The sequence below is a fragment of the Gardnerella sp. c10Ua_244 genome, from assembly GCF_055818055.1.
Genome location: NZ_JARFVS010000002.1, coordinates 62,505 through 84,952, shown reverse-complemented (window position 1 = coordinate 84,952; position 22,448 = coordinate 62,505). Strand labels below are relative to the sequence as shown.

The following is a 22,448-nucleotide window of genomic DNA, read 5'->3' as shown; positions in this document are numbered from 1 at the left end:
ACTGAATGGGTGCCGTATGAGTCAAATAAAACAGCATAATTTTGTCAATGAAGTCAGTAAAGCAAATGCTGAAAAAACTGCATCAGAAGTAGGATTGTCTTCTGACAAAGCAGATACTGCTACACATGGCACCCATGAAACTTTAAGTGATATTAATCGTCGCACAGGCAGGAATATGCCTCAGGCAGTTGCTACCGCCGCAATACTAGTTGTTGCAATTGTTTCTTGCTTAATTATTAGCATTGATGTCTTTATCGTGCTTATGGCCATTTTTATGGTTCTGGCATTGTGGGAATTACATGTTGATTTTGCAACTCTCGGTTTGCGTATTCCTTTCGTGACGTTATCAATATGTTCGCTTGTAACTATTTTTGCAACATACTATGCAAAATGGCATGCTGTTGCTATGGCTAGTGGAATTACTGCATCTTTGCTTCTTACAGTAATTTGTGCGACTCTTAGCAGTACTATTTCAGATAGAACGATGCAAGCTGTAGAAAAAAAGCTCGATGGTTCTAACCTCTCATCATACGAACATACTTTATTTACGAATACGTCTGTTTCGCTATTCGTGGTGTTGTACATTCCACTTTTAGCTTCTTGCATCGTATTAGCTCTTACAAATACAAAATACGCAGTTGCTCACGCTATGCTTTTGGTATTTTTACCTGCATTAAGTGACACTGGCGGATTATTTGCTGGTGCATGGTTGGGCAAACATAAGCTTTCTCCGCGAATCTCTCCTAAGAAGTCTGTAGAAGGCTTAATAGGCTCAATGCTTTTTGCAATTATAGGAGCATATGCAATTATTGCAGGTTTTTATGGTTCCTCTTGGTTCAATTTCTGGTGGATGCCATTAGTCATGGGTATTTCTTCTGGAATTATTGGCACATTCGGTGACTTGTGTGCTTCTATGCTTAAAAGAGATATTGGTATTAAAGACATGGGACATTTGCTAAAAGGTCATGGTGGTGTTCTTGACCGAGTAGATTCTATTTTGCTGTGCGGTCCTGTGCTGCTTGTGCTTTTGCAACTTGCTCATTTCTGAATTTATCTGTCGCAATCGTGGGCTTAGACTAATATCGACGCCATGACAGTCTGTTTTATTCCGTCGCCAAGTATTTCGCAATTTTCTCTTGGCTTTGTAAACATAAAGTTTTACGCTCTTAGTATTCTTGCCGGTATTTTGATTGCAATGTGGATTACTACGCGTCGATGGAAGCGTCTTGGAGGAGATTTTAACCAGATACTTGATCTTGTTTTAGTCAGTCTTCCTGCTGGAATAATTGGCGCGCGTTTGTATCACGTTATTACAACTCCAGAAAAGTTTTTTGGCTCTAATGGTGATTTTTTAGAAATTTTTAGAATTTGGAATGGTGGTCTAGGAATTTGGGGCGGTATATTCTTAGGCGCATTGGCTGCTTGTGTATTATGCAAGTATCGTAAATATCCTATTGGATTACTAGCTGATTGTGCAGCTCCTGCTGTGCTTATTGCTCAAGGTATAGGAAGATTGGGGAATTGGTTTAATCAAGAACTTTACGGAGCTCCTACTAACTTGCCGTGGGGTTTGAAGTTAAATTATGATACTACTCAAGCAATAGGTCATAGTGAAAGATGTTATGATGGGTTAACGTGCCCAGAAGGCACATTATTTCATCCAACATTTTTATATGAGATGATTTGGAATTTCATCGGTGCTGCATTGCTTATTTATTTTGGCAAAGTTATAGCTAAGAAGTTAAAAGCCGGTTCCGTATTCGCACTTTATGTTATGTGGTACACAATTGGACGCGTGTGGATTGAGGCATTGCGAATTGATTTTTCACATGTTTTCTTAGGTGTGCGCATTAATGTTTGGGTTTCTATTATCGTATTCATGTGTGCAACTATTGTTTTTGCTTTGCTGCAAAAGAGTACTAGTACTCGTGAGTCTCTTGTTGAACGACTTATAGATATAACTTCAGACGAAAGAGAACGTGAGTCTCAGAACACTTCTAGTAAGTAAGATTCAAGTATTTGAAAAAGCAATTTTAAAAATCTTGTTTTTATAAAACTAGTCGCTTGCATTTTCTAGAATAGTACACATGAATATACAAATAGCACCTAGCATTCTTTCCGCAGATTTTTGCAATCTTGAGCGTGACCTCGATGCAATATCTAATGCGGATCTTGTTCATGTCGATGTAATGGATCATCACTTTGTACCTAACTTGACTTTGGGTGAACCAATTGTTAAGCGAATTTGTGAGGTTACTAAACTTCCAGTTGACGTACATTTGATGATTGAGGATCCAGATCGTTGGGCTCCAGAATATGCTAGACTTGGAGCTGCTTCTGTGAGTTTTCATATGGGTGCTACTCATGCTCCAGTGAGATTAGCTCGTCAGCTTCGCGATATGGGTTGTAAAGCTTGCTTTGCTGTGCGCCCTGCGGAACCAGTTGAACCTATTTTCGATATTCTTGATGAATTCGATATGGTTCTTATTATGACTGTTGAGCCTGGTTTCGGTGGACAGAAGTTCTTAGCTAATCAAATGAATAAGGTTCGCCGTTTACGTGACGAAATTACTCGTCGTGGTCTCAATACTCATATTCAGGTTGATGGAGGAGTTAGCCCTTCAACTGCAGCAATAGTTGCTGAAGCTGGTGCTGATGTGCTTGTTGCAGGTTCTGCAGTTTATGGAGCAGAAAGTCCTAAAGAAGCGATTGAAGCTATTCGCAATACTGCAAAAGCTGCTTGGCGTGAATAAATATTAGATGTATGTTGGGGGCATGAAATATGTCCCCAACATATTAAGTATTGCACAACAAGCGAGTTTTTTTGATGCGAATATATGCTGATTAATTGTGTGATTTCGTATGAGGAAGATATTATGACTAAGTTCGTTATTAATCAGGAATATAGTCCTGAAGCAATGAATCGAGTTTTGACAATACCTAATCTAATCAGTTTTTTGCGCATATGTTCAATTCCCTATATTGCTTGGCTTATTACACAGCAACAGATGACTTTTGCTCTTATTGTTTTAGCAATATCTGCGTTTTCTGATTGTCTTGATGGTTATATTGCTCGTACTTTGAATCAAGTTAGTAAGTTGGGTCAAATTCTTGATCCTATAGCTGATCGTCTATTAATTTTTTGCAGTACGTTAGCTTTAGCTGTTGCAATGATTATCCCTTGGTGGGCACTTTTATTAGTAGTATTGCGTGATGCTATTATGGCTATACTTGTAATAGTACTTGCGCAAAGAGATTATGGTCCTTTGCCTGTTAACTTTGTAGGTAAAGCTGGCACAGCACTTCTTATGCTTTCAATTGTTTCTTTAATGATTGTTTATGCTGTACCTACTGAGTCTATGCTCGTACTTTATGCTGCTGCACTTGCATGTGGAGTGTGGGGTATTGCTCTATATTGGTATGCTGGTCTGCTTTACTATATGCAAGCTTATTTGTTACTTGCTAAGTCAACAAAAACTAAATAAGGCGTGTACGCACATATGACTAAGCAAGATGAATTTGTTAGTTTAAAAGATAGTATCAAAGATTTAGATGTAAAACATACGTCTCATAAAAGCACTATGCCAATGTCTTTTGCTGCTCCTGATGGGATGTCGCTGACTAGGCGTAGGGCATTATTTTCGCACTCATTTACTGGTATTTCAACGCATCATGTTGTAATGTCTTCCAGTGGTTTTGCTCACAATCATGATCGTAGACGTTATATTGACGATTATGCTTTGCGTCTTATTGATGATTTAACTAATCGTCCAGTTGATCCAATGTTTATGGATGCAAGGTTAAGTAAACAACCTGTTAAACCGTTTAATCTGTGGTTCACTAGAGCTATAGTATTTTTATTGTGTGTTTCTATTGGTACTGTTGGGAGCCAGTTTGTTCGCAAATTGCACACTGATCCTAGAAAAGCAATACGTTCTTCATTAGCTAATGAGTTGTCTGGCTATACGTCTCGTTTCGATAAGCTTGTAGAAGAAGTAACGTCATTGAGAAATAACGTAGATCATGAGTCGCAAAAAATTACTACGCCTGAAGAGGATGAAGTTAGTAGATCAGATGATATGGTTAATGGCACTCATGCTGTAGAAGGTTCTGGGATTACTTTGACTATTGCTAATCCTATTTCTGCTTCGAGCGATGTGAATAGCGGTTCTTTACCTCGCGAAAGTAATGGCGCAAGAATGCGATTAGTTACAGATCGTGATATTCAACAATTTGTGTCATTATTGTGGGAAGCAGGCGCTGAAGCTATTTCTGTTAACGGGCATAGACTTGGAGCACAAACTTCTATTCGTGTTGCTGGTCAAACTATTCTTATTGGAGTTAATCAAACTCAAAGTCCATATGTTATTGAAGTTATTGGCGATTCTGATGATTTAATTAAACAATGTAATGATATGAAACGCATGAAATGGTACGCATCTTTAGTTAATGCAGGCATTAATCCACAGGTTTCACCTTCGAGAGTTATACGACTCAGTGCAGCAAACACAGGCGATATTAGTTTTGCCAATGAGAGAATTAGGAGATAAGCATGGCAGCGATTTTTGGATTAATTTTGGGAGTATTAATTGGAGTTGTTGTTCATCCAGATATTCCTATTGTCATTCAACCTTATTTACCTATTATGGTCGTTGCAGCACTAGATGCGTTGCTTGGTGCTGCACGTGCATATTTTGAAAGAAACTTTTCGGATAAAGTTTTTGTTATTTCATTCTTCTCAAACGTTATAGCAGCTACGTTGCTTGTTTTGCTTGGAAATCAGCTTGGCGTAGGTGCGCAATTACAAACTGCAGTTATCGTTGTTTTAGGAATTCGTATTTTCTCTAACGTTTCTGCAATTCGTCGTTTCATCTTCAGGAGTTAGCATATGGTTTCAATGTTTTCTCATTCTCCACAAGATGATGATATTCTTCATAAAATGCGTCGTCAAAAATCGCATGATCGTGAAAGTGATGAAACTCAAACTGGATCTTTCCCAGCAGTTCATCGTAAAGTAAAATCTTCACTAAGCGGTCACGTTACTCGAGCGCGTATATTTACGGGCTTTTTAATGATGTTGCTCTGCGCTTTATTAGGTTTTGCGTACATGATTCAAGTTAATCGTAGCAACTCACTTTTGTATGAAACAATGAGCGAAGAAGAATTGACTCGTCTTATTACAGAAACTCATTCTCAAATTCAGAGTTTGGAAAGCCGAAAAAGTGAATTAACAGGTCAGCTTAATTCGTTGCGTGAAGCAGTAGATAAACAAGATGAAGCTCGTCGTATTGCTCAGCAGAATGCTCAAGCAAATGGTCTTATTTCTGGACGTCTGCCGGCAGTAGGTAAAGGTATTGTAGTTCACATTACTGCAGGTGAAAAAGAGAATATTGATGCCGCTACGATGTTTCAGCTAATAGAGGAATTGCGAAATGCTGGCGTAGAAGTTATGTCTATTAACGATGTAAGGATAGTTACTTCAAGCTATATTTCGCAAACTAAACATGGTCTTATATGCGACAATATTATAATTGATCCTCCTTATATTGTGAAAGCAATTGGTGACCCTCAGAATTTGCAAAATGCTGTTAATATTGCAGGCGGTGTTGGGTCGCGTTTAAAAATTAAATTTGGTTCTTCTGTAATGGTTTCAGTGCCTGATGAAGTAGAAATTACTTCGACACGCGAACCAAAACAGTACGAATATGCAAAACCAGTCGAGTAACAAGGTAGAATAGCAAGTATGACTGAACCGATTCCTACAGCTGGCGAAACCACTATTATTGGTATGCCAGCTATTCATATTCCAATGAATACAACTTCAGATCGTCCTATGCAACAGGATGATTTTGATACTATAGCGAAATTACTTCCTGGTACTGCGTTGTTGATTTCAACTAGGGGAGCAGTGTCTGGTTCTCGCTATCTTCTTGATGAAGATTTAGTAACAGTTGGACGCGATTCGCATGCTGATATTTTGTTAGACGATTCTACTGTTTCGCGTGCGCATGCAGTGTTTAAGCGCCATAATGGCGTGTTTAGCATTTCAGATTCTGGAAGTCTAAACGGTACGTATGTCAATCGTGAACGTGTTGATGAATCAGTGTTGCATAATGGCGATGAAATTATGATTGGCAAATTCAGACTGGTATTTTTCGCACATGACGCAGTCACAGTCCGATAATGTGATTAATGCAGTACAGGGGGAGCTTTTTAACTTTTCCTTGTCTGCTGATCACGCTTCAGGATACCGTGGTAGTGTCGCTATGAAGGTTGCCGGTATTACTTACCGGCAACTCGATTATTGGGCTCGTAAAAGCATTATAGAGCCTTCAATTCATGCATCTAGCGGTTCTGGTTCTCGTCGTTTGTATTCTTTTAAAGATATTGCGATTATGGCTGTAGCTAAAAGGCTGCTTGATGCTGGTGTTAATTTAGTTAATGTTACTACGGCTATTATTTTTCTTAATCGATACTCAGAAGAACGTTTGAGAAGTATGACTATTATTTGTGATGGTCAATCTGTTCAAGAGTGCGATGAGAATCAAGATAATATGCGTCGTATGCTTGCTTCTGGTTTAGCAGTATTTGCTATTGCTGTTGGTCGCATTGTTTCTAGAGTGGAAGAGGACTTATCTTCTGAAAATTCTGTTGATGCTACGCAAGTTGAAGAAAAAAGTAGTAAGTCTACTCACAAATCTTATTCAAAACCTACTTCTCATACATCTTCAAACTCATGGAGTCTTGTTCAGGAAACGTGGGGATAATGGCATGTTCGTAGTTGTTATTATCGCTGTTATTTGCTGGTTTGCTTCAGTATCATTGTTTTTGTATAGTACATTTACTTGTGTGCGTTTTTTAGTAAAATTTCGAAAAAATGCTTATTTGAAATCAAATAGTATTAGCAATAGTAATAAGAGAAGTTCTATTGGTTTAATGCCTTGGAGTATTGTTATTACGCATTGTTGTGGGCTTCCTTGCGCAATGCTTGCATACATGCTTTTGCATATTGTTCGCGATTTTGGATTTGTTTGTGATGATTATTGGTTATTAATGAGATCAACGCTGATTGCGTCGTATGCGATTATTATCGCGCTTATTTTTGCTAATATTTTTGCAATGCTATTTTGTGCGTACCGAAGTTGCAAGTCTTAGATTATTTAGCAAGAAGTATCGTAGGGATATTATTTGATAGTAGTGTGAGACTTTATTGGTTGCGTTTGATTATTATCTCTAATTTGACATAACGTACATTATCGGATAAATATCAAGCAAATTTTATAGTCAAATAATAAGCTCAATCGGCAGAAACTGTGCAGCGCTGTAAAGAAAAGGTCGGAATACAGCCAAAAAACGACCGAAACTGTACAGCGTTGTAAAGAAAAAGCTGTTACGACAAAAATTCTGATTAGATTAAGCGAAATATTCGCAAATTGCAGTGCTTAATTCGCTTACGCTATCAATAATTCTGTAAGATCCGTGTGCTTCAAGCTCGCCAGGCTCAGCATAGCCCCAAGCGCATCCCAAGCAATCCAAGCCGCAATCTTTTGCTCCATCAGCATCAGTCCAACGGTCGCCAACCATCAAAGCTCTGTCGCCTTTTTCTGGATTGTAATCAATCTCATCAAAAACATAACGAATAACTTGAGTTTTGCTAATACGCGACATATCTTTACTCGCGCCATAAATTCCGTCAAGATACTTCGTTAAACCAAAATAATCGCAAATAGGCTTTACTTGATATTCTGGCTTGCAAGATGCGGTTGCTAAATAATATCCAGCTTCACGAAGTTTTGTGAGTTGCTCAAGTATTCCATCGTATACTTTGTTAAGTAGGCATCCTGAAATTTTTGTACCAGGATTATTAGGATCATCAAAAGTTGCTACTTCAGAATAATACTTGCGATACGTAGCAAGTCCCTTTGCTAGCAGCGATTCAGGCACATTATTGCGTTGAAGAGATTCTAAAATTGAAGGACCTATAAAACGGTGCATTTCAGCATCGTCCGGAATAGGCTGTTTCAACTCTTTCAATGCAAGCTTTGCGCAAGTAATAATACCAGCATCTGACTTTGTTAATGTGCCATCAAGATCAAGCAGAATAATGTGACGACTAGTACATCCTGAAGACACTGAGAATTCACTCATAGTCAGGAATCCAGCCCTCATGATGCATTTTTAGACGCTTGTCTAGTAAAGTTTTTAATTCTTCTTCACTACGACGTTCAAGCAGCATATCCCAATGCGTCCTAGACGGCTTGTTGAAATCATCATCTGGGCGATCATCGTCGCCTTCGCGATGTGCAATCGTGCCGCAGCGGCATTCCCACTCTTCAGGAATTTCTGCGCCTTGAGCAAAAGGAAGAATCGTGCGATGCCCCTTTGGGCACACATACACAACATCATTTCGTGCAGCGAAATCTACATTATCGTCAGATTCCAATGATTTCGCACCAATGCTCATACCGCGTAAACTGCGTTCTGCCATAGTATCTCCTTGTGTAGTACTTTATAAAATTACCGAATTGCACGGACTATATATATAAAAACGATTTATATATACAAAATACATGCGTTTTATTTGTATACGCTCATACTTATACATCTGAGTATGCTACAACTCCACGGTTTAATAGTTTTGCAGCTTCATAAGCGCATGAAGCAAGATTTTTATCTACGCCATCTATAGCTTGTAAATATTCTCCTGTTGCAAAAAGTTGAGTAAGTAAATCAATAAGACGTTTAGTTTGACGCACGAAATCTCCTCCAGTGCTGTCGGTATTGCGCAAAATTTCAGCTAGATCAGCACCATTAGCCCAATCGTACATAATATCTACAGCACCAAATTCAAGCGGTCTTAACGCTGGCAAATGAGCGTCTGCGCATAATGCGCTAGTACGCATAAATAATTCTTTCATTCGCAATACTATATTAAATATCGCGCCATCCTTGCCGCCTGGATATCGTCTAGGTTCTCCCCCTGCAGGTCCTCTAGATTCATAAACTAATGCAGACAAGCACGATAATAATTCAAGCGGCGAAAGATCATTAAAAATTCCCTCGCAAATAGCTTCAGCAAATACAATGTCTAGTTCGTTATACAACCTTCTTAACAATTGACCGCGCTCAGTAAGGTGCAAAATTTGGTTTTGTGAAGAATCTTCAGATTGTAAATAATCCAAACTGTACAATACGTCACAAATATGGTCAAAAGTTCTAGCAACAGAACCAGTACGAGATTCGTAGCGTTCACGTACTTGATCAAGTTCCTTATGTTCTCTAATCCAATGGTAGCCCCAACGCAAATGTTGTTGAATATCTGCACAACCTGCACACGGATGCGTTCGCTCAGCTTCTCTAAGATTTGCAATAACATCATCCAACGCTTTAAACGCTGCTGTGCGTTCTGCATCTGTGCGGAATAAAGTATGTTTAAGTTTACGGCGTTGATCGTGTTGAGCTTCTTTAAGCTTCATACGTAATTGTAAGAATTCAGCAAAATCCCCATGTTCGCAGTGGAATGCTTCTTCATAGCCTTTAAGAGCTGTTTCAAGTTCGTTCATGCGATTATGTAAACGTTCAGCAGAAGCATTAGCTTCCCATTGAGCAAAAGAACGATCTAGTGTTGTTCTAGCAGTGTCTGCATCGCTTGAGTTCAGCAAATTAACTGCCATATTAAACGTAGGAACGAAGCTGGAATGTAGCGGGTATACGCGTTTACTAGAAAGTGCTGCAGCTTGTTGAGGGACGAAATCAGCATGATCTACAAGAATTGCGTAACCAATATCGTCAATTCCACGTCTTCCAGCACGACCTGTAAGTTGCGTAAATTCTCCAGGCGTAAGAGGTACATGCCCAGTGCCGTCAAATTTTACTAGCTTTTCTACAACAACGCTTCGAGCTGGCATATTTAAGCCTAAAGCAAGTGTTTCTGTTGCAAAAACAACTTTAATAAGTCCGCGTTCAAATAGTGTTTCAACAATGTGACGGAATAATGCAATCATACCGGCATGATGTGCTGCAAATCCTTGTTCGAGAGCAAAACGAAAACGTTCAAAGCTTAAAGCGTGTAAATCTTCTTTAGAAAGTTGATTTGCAACCATACTGTCGACAATTTTACGTATTTCGTACATTTCTTCATCAGAGGTAAGTATTAATCCTGCGTTTAAACATTGTTGAACAGCTTGATCGCATCCGGAACGAGAGAAGATAAAATAAATTCCTGGCAGCATTCCTAGGTAATCTAATTCGTCAATAACAGCCCAGCGGCGAGGAGTATGTCGTTTCTCGCATTTATCTAACTGTGCAACTCCCCCGTTAACTCTGTGTTTCTTACCTTTTCTGTAACGGTATTTGCTATCGCTGTAAGATTCTTTACGGCGACGAGCTCGGTACTCAAATTCATTAAGTTTCCTAGTCAATGCAGGGTTAACGCGCTTAGTTACGTTTCCATTATTGTCATGGTCGTATAAATCGAGTAACTCAGGCTCAGTTGCAGAATCCTCTTGAACAACAACATGTCTTTCTAAAGGCACAGGTCTGTGTTCGTCGACAACCAAATGAGTTTCTCCACGCACTGATTCTAGCCATGCAGAAAAATCTTCAACATTTGAAACAGTTGCAGACAACCCAATAATTTTCACCGATTTCGGAAGGTGAATAATAACTTCCTCCCACACAGCTCCGCGGAATTTATCTGCAAGATAATGAATTTCATCAAGAACGACAAAACCTAAGGATTGCAACGTAATCGAATGCTCGTAAAGCATATTTCTTAAAACTTCAGTAGTCATTACAACAATGTCTGCTTCAGGATTTACAGAAGTATCTCCAGTTAATAACCCTACTCTGTCTGAGCCGTATAGTTCGCAGAAATCGTGATATTTTTGATTACTTAAAGCTTTAATAGGCGTTGTGTAAAAAGCTTTTACATTGCGATTTTGCGCAAGAAATACAGCAAAATCCGCAACAACAGTTTTACCAGCTCCAGTAGGAGCAGCAACTAAAACATTATTGTCATTTTCTAGTGCATCAATAGCTTCAAGTTGAAAATCATCAAGTTCAAAAGACAAAGAACGCTCAAATTTAGATGCCATCGAGTGCTCGTGCTTCATTGTATTTTTAAAAGCTGCGAAACGTTGTGAAGGAGATAATACTACATCATTCTCATTGCAGTCAGTTGGATTGCCTGATTTATTTTTGCAGTCTTTTTTCTGTGATAAATGAGACATAAAAAGTATTAGTCGCTTTCTTATATGCTATAGCTGGATGTCTTCTTCGCGAAGAGATTTTTTATCCCAATGCTGCCATATTTTACGGTGATTTTCGCGAATTTTTTGATGACGCTCAATAACTTTTGTGTGCGTTCGCTCATATCGATTCGTTGCATCTTTAATAGGAAGTGTAAATAATGGATCTCGAGGATTTTCATTATCTTCTTTATTTGGTTCATGCAAACGTTCAAATCTAGAAGAAACGTCTTCGGAAATACCAAAGCAGACCTTAGCTATTTTTATTGCGCTTAAAACGACAATAACAACTCCTAGCGCTACCATTATCAGCATAAAAACTGTTATGAGTAGCCAAATCCACCAAGGCATTGTTATTCCTCTGTATTCGCATTATCAGCGTGATTAACGCTTAATTCGCGTTGAGCGCGAGCAATAATCATACTGCGCAATGTTTCAGGAGCAACAGCTGTAATATGACGTGCGTGAGCAATGCAAAAAGCAACGAACCATGAATCAGAAGAAACAGTAAGATGGACTTTTACTCCGCTGCCACAAGTTTCCATAGTGGCTCCAGAAAGATTCTTCAAAAAGTTCAATTCTGTTTCATCGGTAATGAAGCAAGTTTCAGTTCCGTTATCAAAGCTCCACTTGCGAAGTTCACTAACTGGCACATCTGGAATTTTAACTTGAGATACAGGCTCTACAACTTCTGCACGTTCAATACGTGCTACGCGAAGAACTTGCCAAATGCGGGGCAATCCATTCGCTTTATTAATTGTCGTATCTTTAGCAACAAATTCACGTTTATCTTCTGGTGTTTGCTGCTCTACATCAGTCCATACTGCAACATAGTAAACGCCTTCATCAACGTAAATCTTCGACGGTGCAACAATCTTGCGACGAATACGTCCTGCCCCGTCAGTGTATTCCATATCTAGTAAAGATCCAGAGTTAATCGCACTGCGAACAATAGAACAATTTCGAGGCTCAATTTCGTAACCTGTTAAACTCAGCCATGGAGTTTGACCAGGAAGAACATGACGGCGAAGACGCTTATACAAGGATTCAGCTTGTGTGCGCTGTTCAATAGGCAAAAGCAAGGAATGCGCCAAATAATTAGCAGACGCAGTAAGCATGCTCAAATATTGCTGTGAAATTCCAGCAAGTCTTTCCAATCCTAAAGAGTTAGTAGCAGAAACAATTCCCTCGTTTTCAAGAAGAGTCCAATCTATATCAAAGAATTGGCTTCCGGCCATTTCCCCATCGTCAGAAACAGTAGTAAGAGTATTTATATCCTTGTGAAGAATTGTAACAAATCGACGAAGTTCATCATCGCTTTTTGGTCTACCAATAAAACGCTCAGCAAGCTCGTCTAATGGGAATTCCTCTCCAAGATGAGCAGACAAGAAAAGCATCAATCGAAGCCTACGATCTACTTCACTTCCAGTTTGGAATGAAGAGCCTTTTTTGGTATGCGATTTATCAGTGTTGCTATTTTGTTCTTCAATATTTTGCGCTTCTTGTATAGCACCTTCTTCATCTTTTTGCTCATTTTCGTCATATTGAGCAAAATTAACTGCTGCGTGCAAACGGCGATGGAAAGCATCAACTGCTTCTTGAGGGCTTACTACGCTAGATCCAGGATGTTCTAGTACAAACATCGCTAAATCATCAGCATCAGTATAAGCAACGTTTAAATGTTCACCATCGACATCCACAGTTGCGGCAAATCTGCGAGAATCAATAACTTTTACCAATGAATCAGGTAGCATTTGTGTTCCAAGACCAGGTGCGATTGAATCTAATCCTAAGCCAGGAATAGGAGTTTGTGGAACTCTAGGAGCAGTGCGAGAAGTGCGCTGTTGCTCGTGTTGACCTGAATCAAGAGAAGAAATAGACATTGAACGAGCAAGATAATTTGCTGCAGCTAAAACTGGTAATTCAGATTGGTCGAAACGTAAACGTACGCGAGGCTCATCGCCTAATTGCAAACGATAAGACGCAAAGTCTTGACCTTCGGACTTCGAAGAATATTCTGGCTGCCTAGACTCTATTGCAATACCCATAGCAGCAAGCTTTGCGCGATCTCGCTGGAACTGTTTTGCGAATGCTGCTTTAGCTGCTTGATCTGCAAGCTCACCGTATGAATCTGCATATGCCTTTACGCGCTGTGCAATTTGACGCGAAGTCAGCCATTGCGGGAATGCGGAAGACAATACAGCGAGTACATCTAACTCGTGTTTGCCCCATTTGTCGGAAAAACGTCGCCTTCCGTTGCTTCCTTCTACCATTAGTCCTCACGTATCATGTTTGTATCAATTTACTTATGCGCCTTGCATACAAGCGACTACGAAATGCAGCAAAACTTGTGTTGCAATATTGCGCACACCTTTTCTATTTTAATGGTGTTTTGCGGTACGTGTGGACATTTTTTTAAAAAACTTCTAATAATTATATATTTTTTATTCACACGAACATCAACAACGTTGAAAATACGCCATTTTTTCGCGACACGCCATATAATTTTTTTATAGATAATTTTATTTACTATCAATAAAAATCGCATATTTGCAAGAAATCTGCTTTAAACCCAAGAGTCTGGTTCAATTCCTTGCGGTCCCACGAATTCTCCATTTGGCACATAACTTGGTTCTCCTGTATCTTCTAAAACAGCGTCAGCAAACATTGAAACTTGGTTTCCAAATGTCCAATCTCCCCTAATAGTTACTGATTTTGCAGCAGCTAAAGCTGGAACAGAATATGGGAATCTTTCGTTGAAATCATTGATGTTTTTGTAATAACGTGGATCCAAATCAATATCAGGAAATATATAGTTACCATCTTCCATTTCATATGAATCAGTAAGATGGAATCTATCTGATCGCATAATAAATAAGTCATTGGTTGTTTTAACAGGCAAGAAACGCATGCGATCAACTTCTACGCAAATTGCGTCATCGAAAAGTGAAGCTATTGCTCCCATTGCTGTTTCCAATTGCACTACCGGAGTGCTGCTTTCGTCAGTTGGGTCAACAGTTTTGTGATTAAAAATAACAGGCAAAGGCAAAATCCCTTTGTGCTCTTTTAACTTTTTTTCTAGAGCATCTACACGAACCCAAATATTATTTGTGTTGAAATATGGATGTTTTTTAATGCTTTGTGCGCTTCTACGATCCTCAGGATGAACCTGTGTCATTTCTCGTAGCATTAGTCTTCCTGTTTTCGCGTCCCTAACAATGTGACCGCCCTTACGATCTGCTTGAGTTCGCTTCGCAACCTCAATCATGATAGGTGCGCCAGTATTTTCAAAATGTTGAGCAAGAGTGCGCGACGGTCTAGCACCTAAATTGTCAGAATTTGAAATAAACAAATACTCAATTCCATTTTCTTTAAGAGTATGCAATAAATCAGATTCCCACAGAGTTGAAAAAATATCGCCGTGACCTGGAGGGCACCATTCAAGAGATCGATCTTCCTTGTGAGAAACCGGTTCTCCAGTTTCCTCTGCTAATTTTGGTTCTTGATGTTGAATAATTTCTACAGGAATATTGTCTTGCACAAACTTGCGATTGCGTTTTAGTACTTGCAAAGTATCATGAGACGTGCGGAAAGAATTCATGAAAATAAGCGGAAGATTAACTCCTAATCGCTGACGAGCTGTAAGAACTTGTCCAATAATAATATCAATAAAGCGCATTTGGCGAGCTTTATGCCTACGAACTGGTAGTAAAGATTTTGCGCAAGACAAGCCCATAGATGTTCCCAAACCGCCATTTAATTTAATAAAAGCAGTTTTTGCGAATGCGTTAACAGCTTTGTCGTGATCAATAGTTTCGTAAATTTCGTGGAAAGTTGGAACGCTTTTAATAGGCTCAACCGTGCTCTCGCGAATAAACTCCGCAGGCTTATCCCCTGATTTATCTAAATTCCAAGCATTATATAAGTGTTTAAATTGTTCAATAGCAATTTCGCTCATGCCTTGTTCGCGCATCTTTGCAGCGGACAACTCAAACGCGTCATCCATGTAAAAGCCTCCTCGTATGCATGTGACCTTAATAGTTTAGCGATTTGTGCGTTGCTGCGCAAATATTGCTTTTAACGGTTATTTTGAAATACTATTATGATTCTACCAAAGTTAGAAATTGCAAGATAGAAAATAATAAGCGCAGCCAATAATAAATACCGACTGCGCTTATGAGAAAATTTGCTACTAAACACCACTAAATATGAAATTTAGTTATTTTCTGCATTGTTGTCATCATTTTCTTCCGGTTCATCGCCAGTTTTTAGATGATGCTCGTCGTAGCCTTGCAAGTAACGAGTGTGGCGCCAATGGTGAATAGAAGCGTTCGTACCGCGATGATGTACGTGATACTTACGTGGAGTACCTCCATAAGGAAGCTCTTTAACTTCGCTAGCAACTGCCATTTGGTTCACATTAGAAGGATCCATAATAGCAATTGGAGCAACAGGCTCTGGTTCTGTTGGAGCGGCAGTTCGATTCTTCAAGTGCGATGGCAACCATTGTGCAAACCAAGACAATGCCAAGCAAATAAGGAAATATATTACTGCTGCAACGCTTAATGTTTGCAAAATATTAAAGTACATTGATCCGAGTCTGCGCGATTCCTGAAGCAAATCAGTGTACATAATAATTGAACCAAGTGCAGTATCCTTCAAAACAACTACAAGCTGAGTTACTGCTGCAGGCATCATAGCAATAATTGCCTGAGGCATTTCAATTTGTGTCAATGATTGGTACTCGCTCAATCCTAATGCAAGTGAAGCTTCTCTTTGACCGTTTGGCAAGTTGCCAACACCTGATCTAACAAGTTCTGCAACAACAGAGCCGTTATACATAATCAGTGCCAAAACAACAGCCCAGTATGATGATTCTTTCATACCAGAAAGTGCGAATGCTCTCCACAAGAAAATCATAAGCATCAATACTGGTACTGCGCGGCAAAATTCTACTACTATTGCGGAAATACTACGAATAATAAAATTAGGTAGTAAACGGCAAAGTCCGAAGAATAAGCCAAATACAACAGAACCAACTACTGCAAGTAACGATGCTTTTAGTGTCATCCATAATCCAGGAAGATAAAAATCAACCCAGGCCTCAGATTCGAGTGCAGGATTCCAAAGCGTCCAAGAAAGTTGGTTTTCTCCCTCTGGAGGATTGCTCAAACGAACGAGAATAGCAATAATGCAAATAACAAAAATGCAACCGGCAATAATATTAGCTATGCGAATTTTCTTAAGAGCTTTTGGACCTGGAGCATCGAATAATAATGATTGTTCACGTTGTTTAGCCATTGTTATCACCTTCTCACAGCAAGTTTATTTGACAAATAAGTAGTCAAAATGCCGATAGGAATGATGAGCATAATGTATCCGCAAGCGAAAATTAAGAAGATTGGAACAATCAAATCTGCATGTTTCTCAATCATTTCGCTCATCATTGTTGAAGTCTCAGTGGCAACTGATGCTGCAGCAGCAACTGTAGAATTTTTAAGCAAAGCAATAAATGTATTACCTAATGGTGCTACTGAACCGCAGAAAGTTTGTGGAAGAATTACTTGTGTTGCAGATTGGAAGAAATTTAATCCAAGAGCGCGGCAAGCTTCTGCTTGGCCAACAGGCACGGTATTAAGACCAGATCTCAAAGATTCGCAAACAAATGCTGCAGTATAAAGCGACAATCCAGCAATTGCCAGCCAGAAGAAATTCACTTCAAAAATTGAGGAGAATCCTATCTTAAGCTGAGCGTAAACGCCTAAAACCATGAAAACCATAATGATGGTAAGTGGCATGTTTTTAAACAATTCAACATAAACTGTAGCAATCATGCGTAATGATGAAACAGGGCAAATGCGCATAGTAACAAGAATTACGCCAATAATTGATGAAAAAAGTACACTCCATAAAGTTATTTCAATATTAACCAAGAATGCTCCTGGAATATTGTAGGAGGTAAATAGCTGCATAAAATCTTGCATATTACTTCTCTCCTTCTTGAGGAATTGGCGGATTATACTTTGCGTTCGGCTTAAAGCCAGTGCCTCGTAAATTGTCGTCTAGAGCTCTTTTCCATGATCCGTTACGAATCATGTCTTTTAAGGCTGCATTAATTTTCTTAGCTAAGCCTGTATTTCCTTTTTTAATACCAATTCCGTAATATTCTGCGGTAAATGGCTTGCCTACAAGCTTTAAACGACCTCGAGAAGCGGTTGCTAAACCAGCAAGAATAATGTCGTCGGTAGTTACAGCATCTACAATTCCTGAGAATAATGCAGTTGCACATTCTGCATAACCAGGCTGTTGCATAAGCTGTACCTTTGAAGAGTAACGCTCCTTAATAGCAATTGCAGATGTTGAGCCTGAAACTGAGCATAAACGCTTTCCGTCCAAATCATTTGGACCGCTTACTTTATGCTCATCTTTTCGAATTAGCAAATCCTGACCGGCAATAAAGTAAGGTCCTGCAAACGAAACCATTTTCTTGCGAGCGTCAGTAATGGAATATGTTGCAACAATCATATCTACATCACCGTTTTGAAGCATTGTTTCACGCTGTTTAGATGGTGATTCTTTCCATACGATTTGATCTTCTGAATAGCCGAGCTTTTTGGCAACGTACTTAGCAACATCAACGTCGAATCCAACGTAGGTTCCTGATTTTTTGAAACCCATACCAGGCTGATCGAATTTAATACCAATGCGTATGACTTTTTTACCATCGCTACGGTCGCACGCTGTAAGTGGCATAACGCAACATATGGTACAAAGCATCGCTAGTATCGCACGAAAAATGCGATTTTGTAATATTTTCATATCTTTTCCCTTCGTAAGAACTGTTTTAAAGTTTCAGAATTTTTACTGAAAGATAAAACAAAAAAGCAGATTAATGCGTAAGAATCTTGGAAAGGAAATCTTTTGCACGATCAGTTTTTGGATGTTCAAAGAATTCTTCAGGAGTGCCTTGTTCAAGAATTTGACCATCTGCCATAAATACAATTCTGTCAGCTGCCTTGCGTGCAAATCCCATTTCGTGGGTAACACAAATCATAGTCATGCCTTCTTTTGCAAGCTCAACCATAACATCAAGAACTTCATTAACCATTTCCGGATCTAGTGCAGATGTAGGCTCGTCAAAAAGCATAACTTTTGGCTGCATAGCAAGAGCTCGAGCAATTGCAACACGCTGCTGCTGGCCGCCGGAAAGTTGTGAAGGCATTTTGTTTGCTTGATTATCAACTCCGACTCGAGTGAGCAATTCCATAGCAAGAGATTCAGCACTTTGCTGATCCATATGGCGCACTTTCATTGGAGCAAGAGTAACATTTTCCAAAATAGTCTTGTTAGCGAAAAGATTAAAGGACTGGAATACCATACCAACTTCTGCTCGCAAAGCTGCAAGTTCTTTTCCTTCTTGAGGAAGTGGCTCACCGTCAATACGTATGTCACCTGAATCAATAGTTTCGAGACGGTTAATTGTGCGACACATTGTCGATTTACCAGAACCAGATGGACCGATAATAACTAGTACTTCGCCTTTGTTAACAGTCAGATTGATGTCTTTAAGCACATGAAGTTTTCCATAATGCTTTTCGACATGACTTAGTTCTACGAGGGGATTTGCCGCTTTTTGCACTGAAATAGTGCGATTAGTCATATCCTCGGCGTTTGGATTTGACTTTGATACTTGCTTATCCATAACAAGAAGTTTAGCTAATCTGTGTTACGGCTATTTATCACTATCGTTACGTTTTGTAACTCTTACGTTACAAAAAAGCCGTTGATTGTAATCATAAAATCAACAATCAACGGCTTGTCAATAACATTTTTTACAAGTATTTTTATTTACTCGTCTTCTTCTGGATCGTAATCAACACCAGTTTCAGCACGCTGCTCGTCAGAAATTGGAGCAGGAGCGCCGGTTAGAGGATCTCGACCGCCGCCAGCCTTAGGGAATGCAATTACGTCGCGGATTGAGCTTGCGCCTGCCAAAATTGCAGCAGTACGATCCCAACCCAAAGCAATACCGGCGTGAGGTGGAGCACCATACTTGAAAGCTTCAAGCAAGAAGCCGAACTTTTCGTCAGCTTCAGCCTTATCGATTCCAAGAACATTAAGCACACGATCTTGAATATCGTCGCGGTGGATACGAACGGATCCGCCGCCCATTTCATTACCGTTGCACACGATATCGTAAGAATCGCTCATAGCGTGCTCTGGATCTTTATCAAACTTATCGATCCAATCAGCAGATGGCATTGTAAACGGATGGTGCATAGAAGTCCACTTTGAGTGGCCAACGGCGACGTCGTCATCATCTGGATCATCAGTGCGCTTAAATAGTGGGAAGTCAACAACCCAAGTGAAAGCAAACTCATCTGGGTGAAGCAATCCTGCGCGGCTAGCAAGTTCAACGCGCACTGCGCCGAGCAAAAGCTGCGAAGACTCGCGAGAACCTGCTGCGAAGAACACTGCATCGCCATCTTCTGCTCCAACAGCTTCCTTAAGACCTGCGCGCTCTTCTTCACTAAGATTCTTAGCAACAGGACCCTTTAACTCGCCATCTTCACCAAATACAACGTAAGCCAATCCCTTAGCTCCACGCTGCTTAGCCCAATCCTGCCAAGCGTCAAATTGGCGACGAGGAGTTGCAGCACCGCCCTTAAAGAGCACAGCGCCAACGTATGAAGCTTGGAACACGCGGAATGGAGTGTTCTTAAAGTAGTCAGTTAACTCAATAAGTGGGTTTCCAAAACGCAAATCAGGCTTATCGGAACCATACTTATCCATTGCTTCCTGCCAAGTAATACGAGGCAAAGGAAGAGTGATTTCGTGACCTGCTTCCTTCCAAATAGCGGCAATAACGCGCTCTGCCATAGCCATAACGTCTTCCTGACTTGCAAAGCTCATTTCCATATCAAGCTGAGTGAACTCAGGCTGACGATCTGCACGGAAGTCTTCGTCGCGATAGCAACGAGCAAGCTGATAGTAGCGTTCAACGCCAGAAACCATGAGCAACTGCTTTAGAAGCTGAGGAGACTGTGGAAGTGCGTACCAAGAGCCTGGAACCAATCGTGCTGGAACAACGAAGTCGCGAGCACCTTCAGGAGTTGACTTAATGAAAGTTGGTGTTTCAACTTCAGTAAAGTTCATGTCTTCCAAAGCATGGCGGGCAGCCTTAGCCATATCAGAGCGAAGCTTCAAATTGCGCTGCATAGATGGGCGACGCAAATCAAGGTAACGATACTTCAAACGAACATCTTCGCTTGGAAGCTTGTTCTCGGACTCATTTTCCAAAGCTGTTGAAACCTGGAATGGCAAAGCGTCTGACTTTGCGAGAATAGTAACAGTTTCTGCAACAATCTCAATTTTACCGGTTGCTAAATGATCGTTTTCGTTGCCATCTGGACGCAAGCGAACTTCGCCGGTCACTTGCACAACGAATTCACTACGCAATGGTCGTGCAGTTTCTTCATCGTAAATAACAACTTGCACTAAGCCTGTGTTATCACGGACATCAACAAAGGCAACTCCACCATGATCGCGGCGACGATCAACCCAACCAGCGATAGTTACTTTTTGCCCGACTAATTCTTCAGTCACTTCAACGGCATGATGTGTGCGATACGCCGTCTGGCTCATAAGTCCACTTCCTCTACAATCTAATTGATATTCATTTGTTTCTATTGACATGATTTTGCGCACAATATTCAAGCAAATTTGCAAGACATTATTTAGCGCAAGAAACTGTCTGCCGGGCATAAACAGTATCCGGTTGCCAAGACGTGGCATCCGCGGTTTCCTGTTCGCCAGTAATAATATTTTTTACTTCATCGTGAGATGACTCTGATTCAGTGCTATCAGCAGGGAACCACACATAAGGAATGCCGAGCTTGTCAGCATATTTTATTTGCTTACCAAGCTTTGCTGCGCTAGGAGCAACATCTGCTGCAATGCCTCGATCTCGTAAAGTTTTAGCAATAGCATTGCATGCAGGGCGATCTTCTTCATTCCAAACTGCAACAAGTACTGCAGCAGGAGAAACTCGAGAAACAGTAGCACCTGCAGTGTGAAGCATATAAGAAAGCAGTCGAGACATGCCGATTGAAAGTCCTACGCCTGGATACTTCTTCTTGCCTTGTGAAACTAAATTATCGTAACGACCGCCAGAGCAAATTGAACCAAGAGATTCTGCGTTGTCAAGGAAAGTTTCGTAAACAGAACCAGTATAGTAGTCAAGTCCACGAGCAATCTTCAAATCAGCAACAACAGCGCCTGGGCGGATACGTGCTGCTTCGTCTACAATCATCGCAAGAGTTTCAACACCTTGAGAAGCTAAAACGTAAGACTCGTTATCATCACTTCGAGAAATATTATGCTTATCGCATAATTCGTCGAAACGAGACTTCAACTCATCTCCTGTTTCGGCAGTAAGTTCAGCTAATTCTAAGCATGCATCAGCTTGAGAAGCCGTAGCGCCGCATTCTTTTACCAAAAGCTTAGATACTTCTTCAGCACCAATTTTGTCTAGCTTATCGATTTCTCGAAGAACTCCCTCAATATCGCTTAATCCAATACCGCGATAAAAACCTTCAGAAAGCTTTCGATTGTTAGCATGAACAGTTGCCTTAGGAAGACCGAACTTACGTAAACGTTCAAGAGCTTCAACCATAACAAGTGGAAGTTCAACTTCGTAGTGTGAAGGTAATTCGCCATTTCCTACTACATCGATATCAGCTTGTACAAACTCACGGAAACGACCTTCTTGTGGACGCTCCCCTCGCCAAACTTTTTGCATTTGCCAGCGCTTAAATGGGAACGTCAAATCACCAGTATGCTCAACGACGTAACGGCTGAGCGGAACTGTTAAATCGAAATGTAAACCAATGCGTTCTTCTACAGGAGTGTCGGATTCGTGACCAACTTCTTGTAAACGCGACAATAAATAAATTTCTTTACTGGTTTCGCCTTTTTTTAATAAGCTTGAACCCTGTTCTACTGCACGTGTTTCAATTCCAATAAAACCGTTGAGTTCAAACACTTCTCTTAGTGTGTCAATTACTTGCTGTTCAACAGCGCGTTCACTAGGAAGCCATTCAGGGAAACCCGATATTGATGAGCCTTGTACCATGTCCACTATAATAGGTGGTGTTGCGGAAAAATCATGGCTTACCGTCATACTTATTCGTAACAATG

21 protein-coding genes are annotated in these 22,448 nt (G+C 40.2%); 9 read left to right on the top strand and 12 right to left on the bottom strand.

Annotation, left to right across the window (positions count from 1 at the left end; translation table 11 throughout):
• The first annotated feature begins 16 nt into the window (after positions 1 to 16).
• The 9 genes from P0108_RS03555 to P0108_RS03515 all read left to right on the top strand — a co-directional run bounded on the left by P0108_RS03555 (position 17) and on the right by P0108_RS03515 (position 6,767).
• Positions 17 to 1,048 (top strand): phosphatidate cytidylyltransferase, encoded by a 1,032-nt coding sequence (locus P0108_RS03555; protein ID WP_473730753.1) that lies wholly within the window; start codon positions 17 to 19, stop codon positions 1,046 to 1,048.
• A gap of 42 nt (positions 1,049 to 1,090) precedes the next feature.
• Positions 1,091 to 2,008: a prolipoprotein diacylglyceryl transferase gene (lgt, locus tag P0108_RS03550; protein WP_174182579.1), complete on the top strand. Its 918-nt coding sequence runs from the start codon at positions 1,091 to 1,093 to the stop codon at positions 2,006 to 2,008.
• Positions 2,009 to 2,087: 79 nt separating this feature from the next.
• The gene (gene rpe, locus P0108_RS03545) at positions 2,088 to 2,753 is read left to right on the top strand and encodes a ribulose-phosphate 3-epimerase (RefSeq protein WP_004108916.1); all 666 of its coding nucleotides are present in this window, start codon (positions 2,088 to 2,090) and stop codon (positions 2,751 to 2,753) included.
• Positions 2,754 to 2,876: 123 nt separating this feature from the next.
• On the top strand, positions 2,877 to 3,485 hold the full coding sequence (locus P0108_RS03540) for a CDP-alcohol phosphatidyltransferase family protein (protein WP_033888436.1): 609 nt from the start codon (positions 2,877 to 2,879) through the stop codon (positions 3,483 to 3,485).
• Positions 3,486 to 3,500: 15 nt separating this feature from the next.
• Complete coding sequence (locus P0108_RS03535) at positions 3,501 to 4,550, top strand: DUF881 domain-containing protein (protein WP_415693736.1); 1,050 nt, start codon at positions 3,501 to 3,503, stop codon at positions 4,548 to 4,550.
• 2 nt (positions 4,551 to 4,552) lie between these two features.
• Positions 4,553 to 4,885 carry a small basic family protein gene (locus tag P0108_RS03530; RefSeq protein ID WP_004106615.1) on the top strand — a complete coding sequence of 111 codons (333 nt, stop codon included), beginning with the start codon at positions 4,553 to 4,555 and terminating at the stop codon, positions 4,883 to 4,885.
• Positions 4,886 to 4,888: 3 nt separating this feature from the next.
• On the top strand, positions 4,889 to 5,725 hold the full coding sequence (locus tag P0108_RS03525) for a DUF881 domain-containing protein (protein ID WP_004108919.1): 837 nt from the start codon (positions 4,889 to 4,891) through the stop codon (positions 5,723 to 5,725).
• A gap of 18 nt (positions 5,726 to 5,743) precedes the next feature.
• On the top strand, positions 5,744 to 6,184 hold the full coding sequence (locus P0108_RS03520; protein WP_004108920.1) for an FHA domain-containing protein: 441 nt from the start codon (positions 5,744 to 5,746) through the stop codon (positions 6,182 to 6,184).
• A complete protein-coding gene (locus P0108_RS03515) occupies positions 6,162 to 6,767 on the top strand; it encodes a MerR family transcriptional regulator (protein WP_033888435.1) in 606 nt (201 codons plus the stop codon). The genes P0108_RS03520 and P0108_RS03515 overlap by 23 nt, the downstream gene beginning before the upstream one ends.
• 646 nt (positions 6,768 to 7,413) lie before the next feature.
• On the opposite strand, the gene P0108_RS03510 is transcribed toward P0108_RS03515, so the two are convergent.
• The 12 genes from P0108_RS03510 to hisS form a co-directional block, all read right to left on the bottom strand.
• A complete protein-coding gene (locus P0108_RS03510; protein ID WP_050770710.1) occupies positions 7,414 to 8,148 on the bottom strand; it encodes an HAD hydrolase-like protein in 735 nt (244 codons plus the stop codon).
• Complete coding sequence (locus tag P0108_RS03505) at positions 8,141 to 8,488, bottom strand: RNA polymerase-binding protein RbpA (protein ID WP_004106625.1); 348 nt, start codon at positions 8,486 to 8,488, stop codon at positions 8,141 to 8,143. Before P0108_RS03505 ends, P0108_RS03510 begins: the two co-directional genes overlap by 8 nt.
• Before the next feature lie 109 nt (positions 8,489 to 8,597).
• Positions 8,598 to 11,231: a DEAD/DEAH box helicase gene (locus tag P0108_RS03500; RefSeq protein ID WP_473730752.1), complete on the bottom strand. Its 2,634-nt coding sequence runs from the start codon at positions 11,229 to 11,231 to the stop codon at positions 8,598 to 8,600.
• A gap of 27 nt (positions 11,232 to 11,258) precedes the next feature.
• Positions 11,259 to 11,600: a hypothetical protein gene (locus P0108_RS03495; RefSeq protein WP_102155146.1), complete on the bottom strand. Its 342-nt coding sequence runs from the start codon at positions 11,598 to 11,600 to the stop codon at positions 11,259 to 11,261.
• A 2-nt stretch (positions 11,601 to 11,602) separates the two neighbouring features.
• Entirely contained in the window at positions 11,603 to 13,522 is a 1,920-nt protein-coding gene (locus P0108_RS03490) for a helix-turn-helix transcriptional regulator (protein ID WP_004108930.1), read from the bottom strand.
• Positions 13,523 to 13,815: 293 nt separating this feature from the next.
• The gene (locus tag P0108_RS03485) at positions 13,816 to 15,255 is read right to left on the bottom strand and encodes a UTP--glucose-1-phosphate uridylyltransferase (protein WP_473730751.1); all 1,440 of its coding nucleotides are present in this window, start codon (positions 15,253 to 15,255) and stop codon (positions 13,816 to 13,818) included.
• Between the two features lie 209 nt (positions 15,256 to 15,464).
• Complete coding sequence (locus P0108_RS03480) at positions 15,465 to 16,550, bottom strand: amino acid ABC transporter permease (protein ID WP_473730750.1); 1,086 nt, start codon at positions 16,548 to 16,550, stop codon at positions 15,465 to 15,467.
• Between the two features lie 5 nt (positions 16,551 to 16,555).
• Positions 16,556 to 17,233, bottom strand: coding sequence for an ABC transporter permease subunit (locus P0108_RS03475; protein WP_004574250.1), 678 nt, complete (start codon positions 17,231 to 17,233; stop codon positions 16,556 to 16,558).
• A gap of 1 nt (position 17,234) precedes the next feature.
• Positions 17,235 to 18,068 carry a glutamate ABC transporter substrate-binding protein gene (locus tag P0108_RS03470; RefSeq protein WP_473730749.1) on the bottom strand — a complete coding sequence of 278 codons (834 nt, stop codon included), beginning with the start codon at positions 18,066 to 18,068 and terminating at the stop codon, positions 17,235 to 17,237.
• A gap of 70 nt (positions 18,069 to 18,138) precedes the next feature.
• Positions 18,139 to 18,951 (bottom strand): amino acid ABC transporter ATP-binding protein, encoded by an 813-nt coding sequence (locus P0108_RS03465; RefSeq protein ID WP_012914189.1) that lies wholly within the window; start codon positions 18,949 to 18,951, stop codon positions 18,139 to 18,141.
• 146 nt (positions 18,952 to 19,097) lie between these two features.
• Complete coding sequence (aspS, locus tag P0108_RS03460; protein ID WP_012914188.1) at positions 19,098 to 20,894, bottom strand: aspartate--tRNA ligase; 1,797 nt, start codon at positions 20,892 to 20,894, stop codon at positions 19,098 to 19,100.
• 88 nt (positions 20,895 to 20,982) lie between these two features.
• The gene (gene hisS, locus P0108_RS03455) at positions 20,983 to 22,383 is read right to left on the bottom strand and encodes a histidine--tRNA ligase (protein ID WP_004108947.1); all 1,401 of its coding nucleotides are present in this window, start codon (positions 22,381 to 22,383) and stop codon (positions 20,983 to 20,985) included.
• Between the last annotated feature and the right edge of the window lie 65 nt (positions 22,384 to 22,448).

Excerpts from the sequence above, each read along its gene's own strand:
- P0108_RS03555 (WP_473730753.1), top strand. The coding sequence starts at position 17 with ATGAGTCAAATAAAACAGCATAATTTTGTCAATGAAGTCAGTAAAGCA.
- lgt (WP_174182579.1), top strand. The coding sequence starts at position 1,091 with ATGACAGTCTGTTTTATTCCGTCGCCAAGTATTTCGCAATTTTCTCTT.
- rpe (WP_004108916.1), top strand. The coding sequence starts at position 2,088 with ATGAATATACAAATAGCACCTAGCATTCTTTCCGCAGATTTTTGCAAT.
- P0108_RS03540 (WP_033888436.1), top strand. The coding sequence starts at position 2,877 with ATGACTAAGTTCGTTATTAATCAGGAATATAGTCCTGAAGCAATGAAT.
- P0108_RS03535 (WP_415693736.1), top strand. The coding sequence starts at position 3,501 with ATGACTAAGCAAGATGAATTTGTTAGTTTAAAAGATAGTATCAAAGAT.
- P0108_RS03530 (WP_004106615.1), top strand. The coding sequence starts at position 4,553 with ATGGCAGCGATTTTTGGATTAATTTTGGGAGTATTAATTGGAGTTGTT.
- P0108_RS03525 (WP_004108919.1), top strand. The coding sequence starts at position 4,889 with ATGGTTTCAATGTTTTCTCATTCTCCACAAGATGATGATATTCTTCAT.
- P0108_RS03520 (WP_004108920.1), top strand. The coding sequence starts at position 5,744 with ATGACTGAACCGATTCCTACAGCTGGCGAAACCACTATTATTGGTATG.
- P0108_RS03515 (WP_033888435.1), top strand. The coding sequence starts at position 6,162 with ATGACGCAGTCACAGTCCGATAATGTGATTAATGCAGTACAGGGGGAG.
- P0108_RS03510 (WP_050770710.1), bottom strand. The coding sequence starts at position 8,148 with ATGAGTGAATTCTCAGTGTCTTCAGGATGTACTAGTCGTCACATTATT.
- P0108_RS03505 (WP_004106625.1), bottom strand. The coding sequence starts at position 8,488 with ATGGCAGAACGCAGTTTACGCGGTATGAGCATTGGTGCGAAATCATTG.
- P0108_RS03500 (WP_473730752.1), bottom strand. The coding sequence starts at position 11,231 with ATGTCTCATTTATCACAGAAAAAAGACTGCAAAAATAAATCAGGCAAT.
- P0108_RS03495 (WP_102155146.1), bottom strand. The coding sequence starts at position 11,600 with ATGCCTTGGTGGATTTGGCTACTCATAACAGTTTTTATGCTGATAATG.
- P0108_RS03490 (WP_004108930.1), bottom strand. The coding sequence starts at position 13,522 with ATGGTAGAAGGAAGCAACGGAAGGCGACGTTTTTCCGACAAATGGGGC.
- P0108_RS03485 (WP_473730751.1), bottom strand. The coding sequence starts at position 15,255 with ATGGATGACGCGTTTGAGTTGTCCGCTGCAAAGATGCGCGAACAAGGC.
- P0108_RS03480 (WP_473730750.1), bottom strand. The coding sequence starts at position 16,550 with ATGGCTAAACAACGTGAACAATCATTATTATTCGATGCTCCAGGTCCA.
- P0108_RS03475 (WP_004574250.1), bottom strand. The coding sequence starts at position 17,233 with ATGCAAGATTTTATGCAGCTATTTACCTCCTACAATATTCCAGGAGCA.
- P0108_RS03470 (WP_473730749.1), bottom strand. The coding sequence starts at position 18,068 with ATGAAAATATTACAAAATCGCATTTTTCGTGCGATACTAGCGATGCTT.
- P0108_RS03465 (WP_012914189.1), bottom strand. The coding sequence starts at position 18,951 with ATGGATAAGCAAGTATCAAAGTCAAATCCAAACGCCGAGGATATGACT.
- aspS (WP_012914188.1), bottom strand. The coding sequence starts at position 20,894 with ATGAGCCAGACGGCGTATCGCACACATCATGCCGTTGAAGTGACTGAA.
- hisS (WP_004108947.1), bottom strand. The coding sequence starts at position 22,383 with ATGGTACAAGGCTCATCAATATCGGGTTTCCCTGAATGGCTTCCTAGT.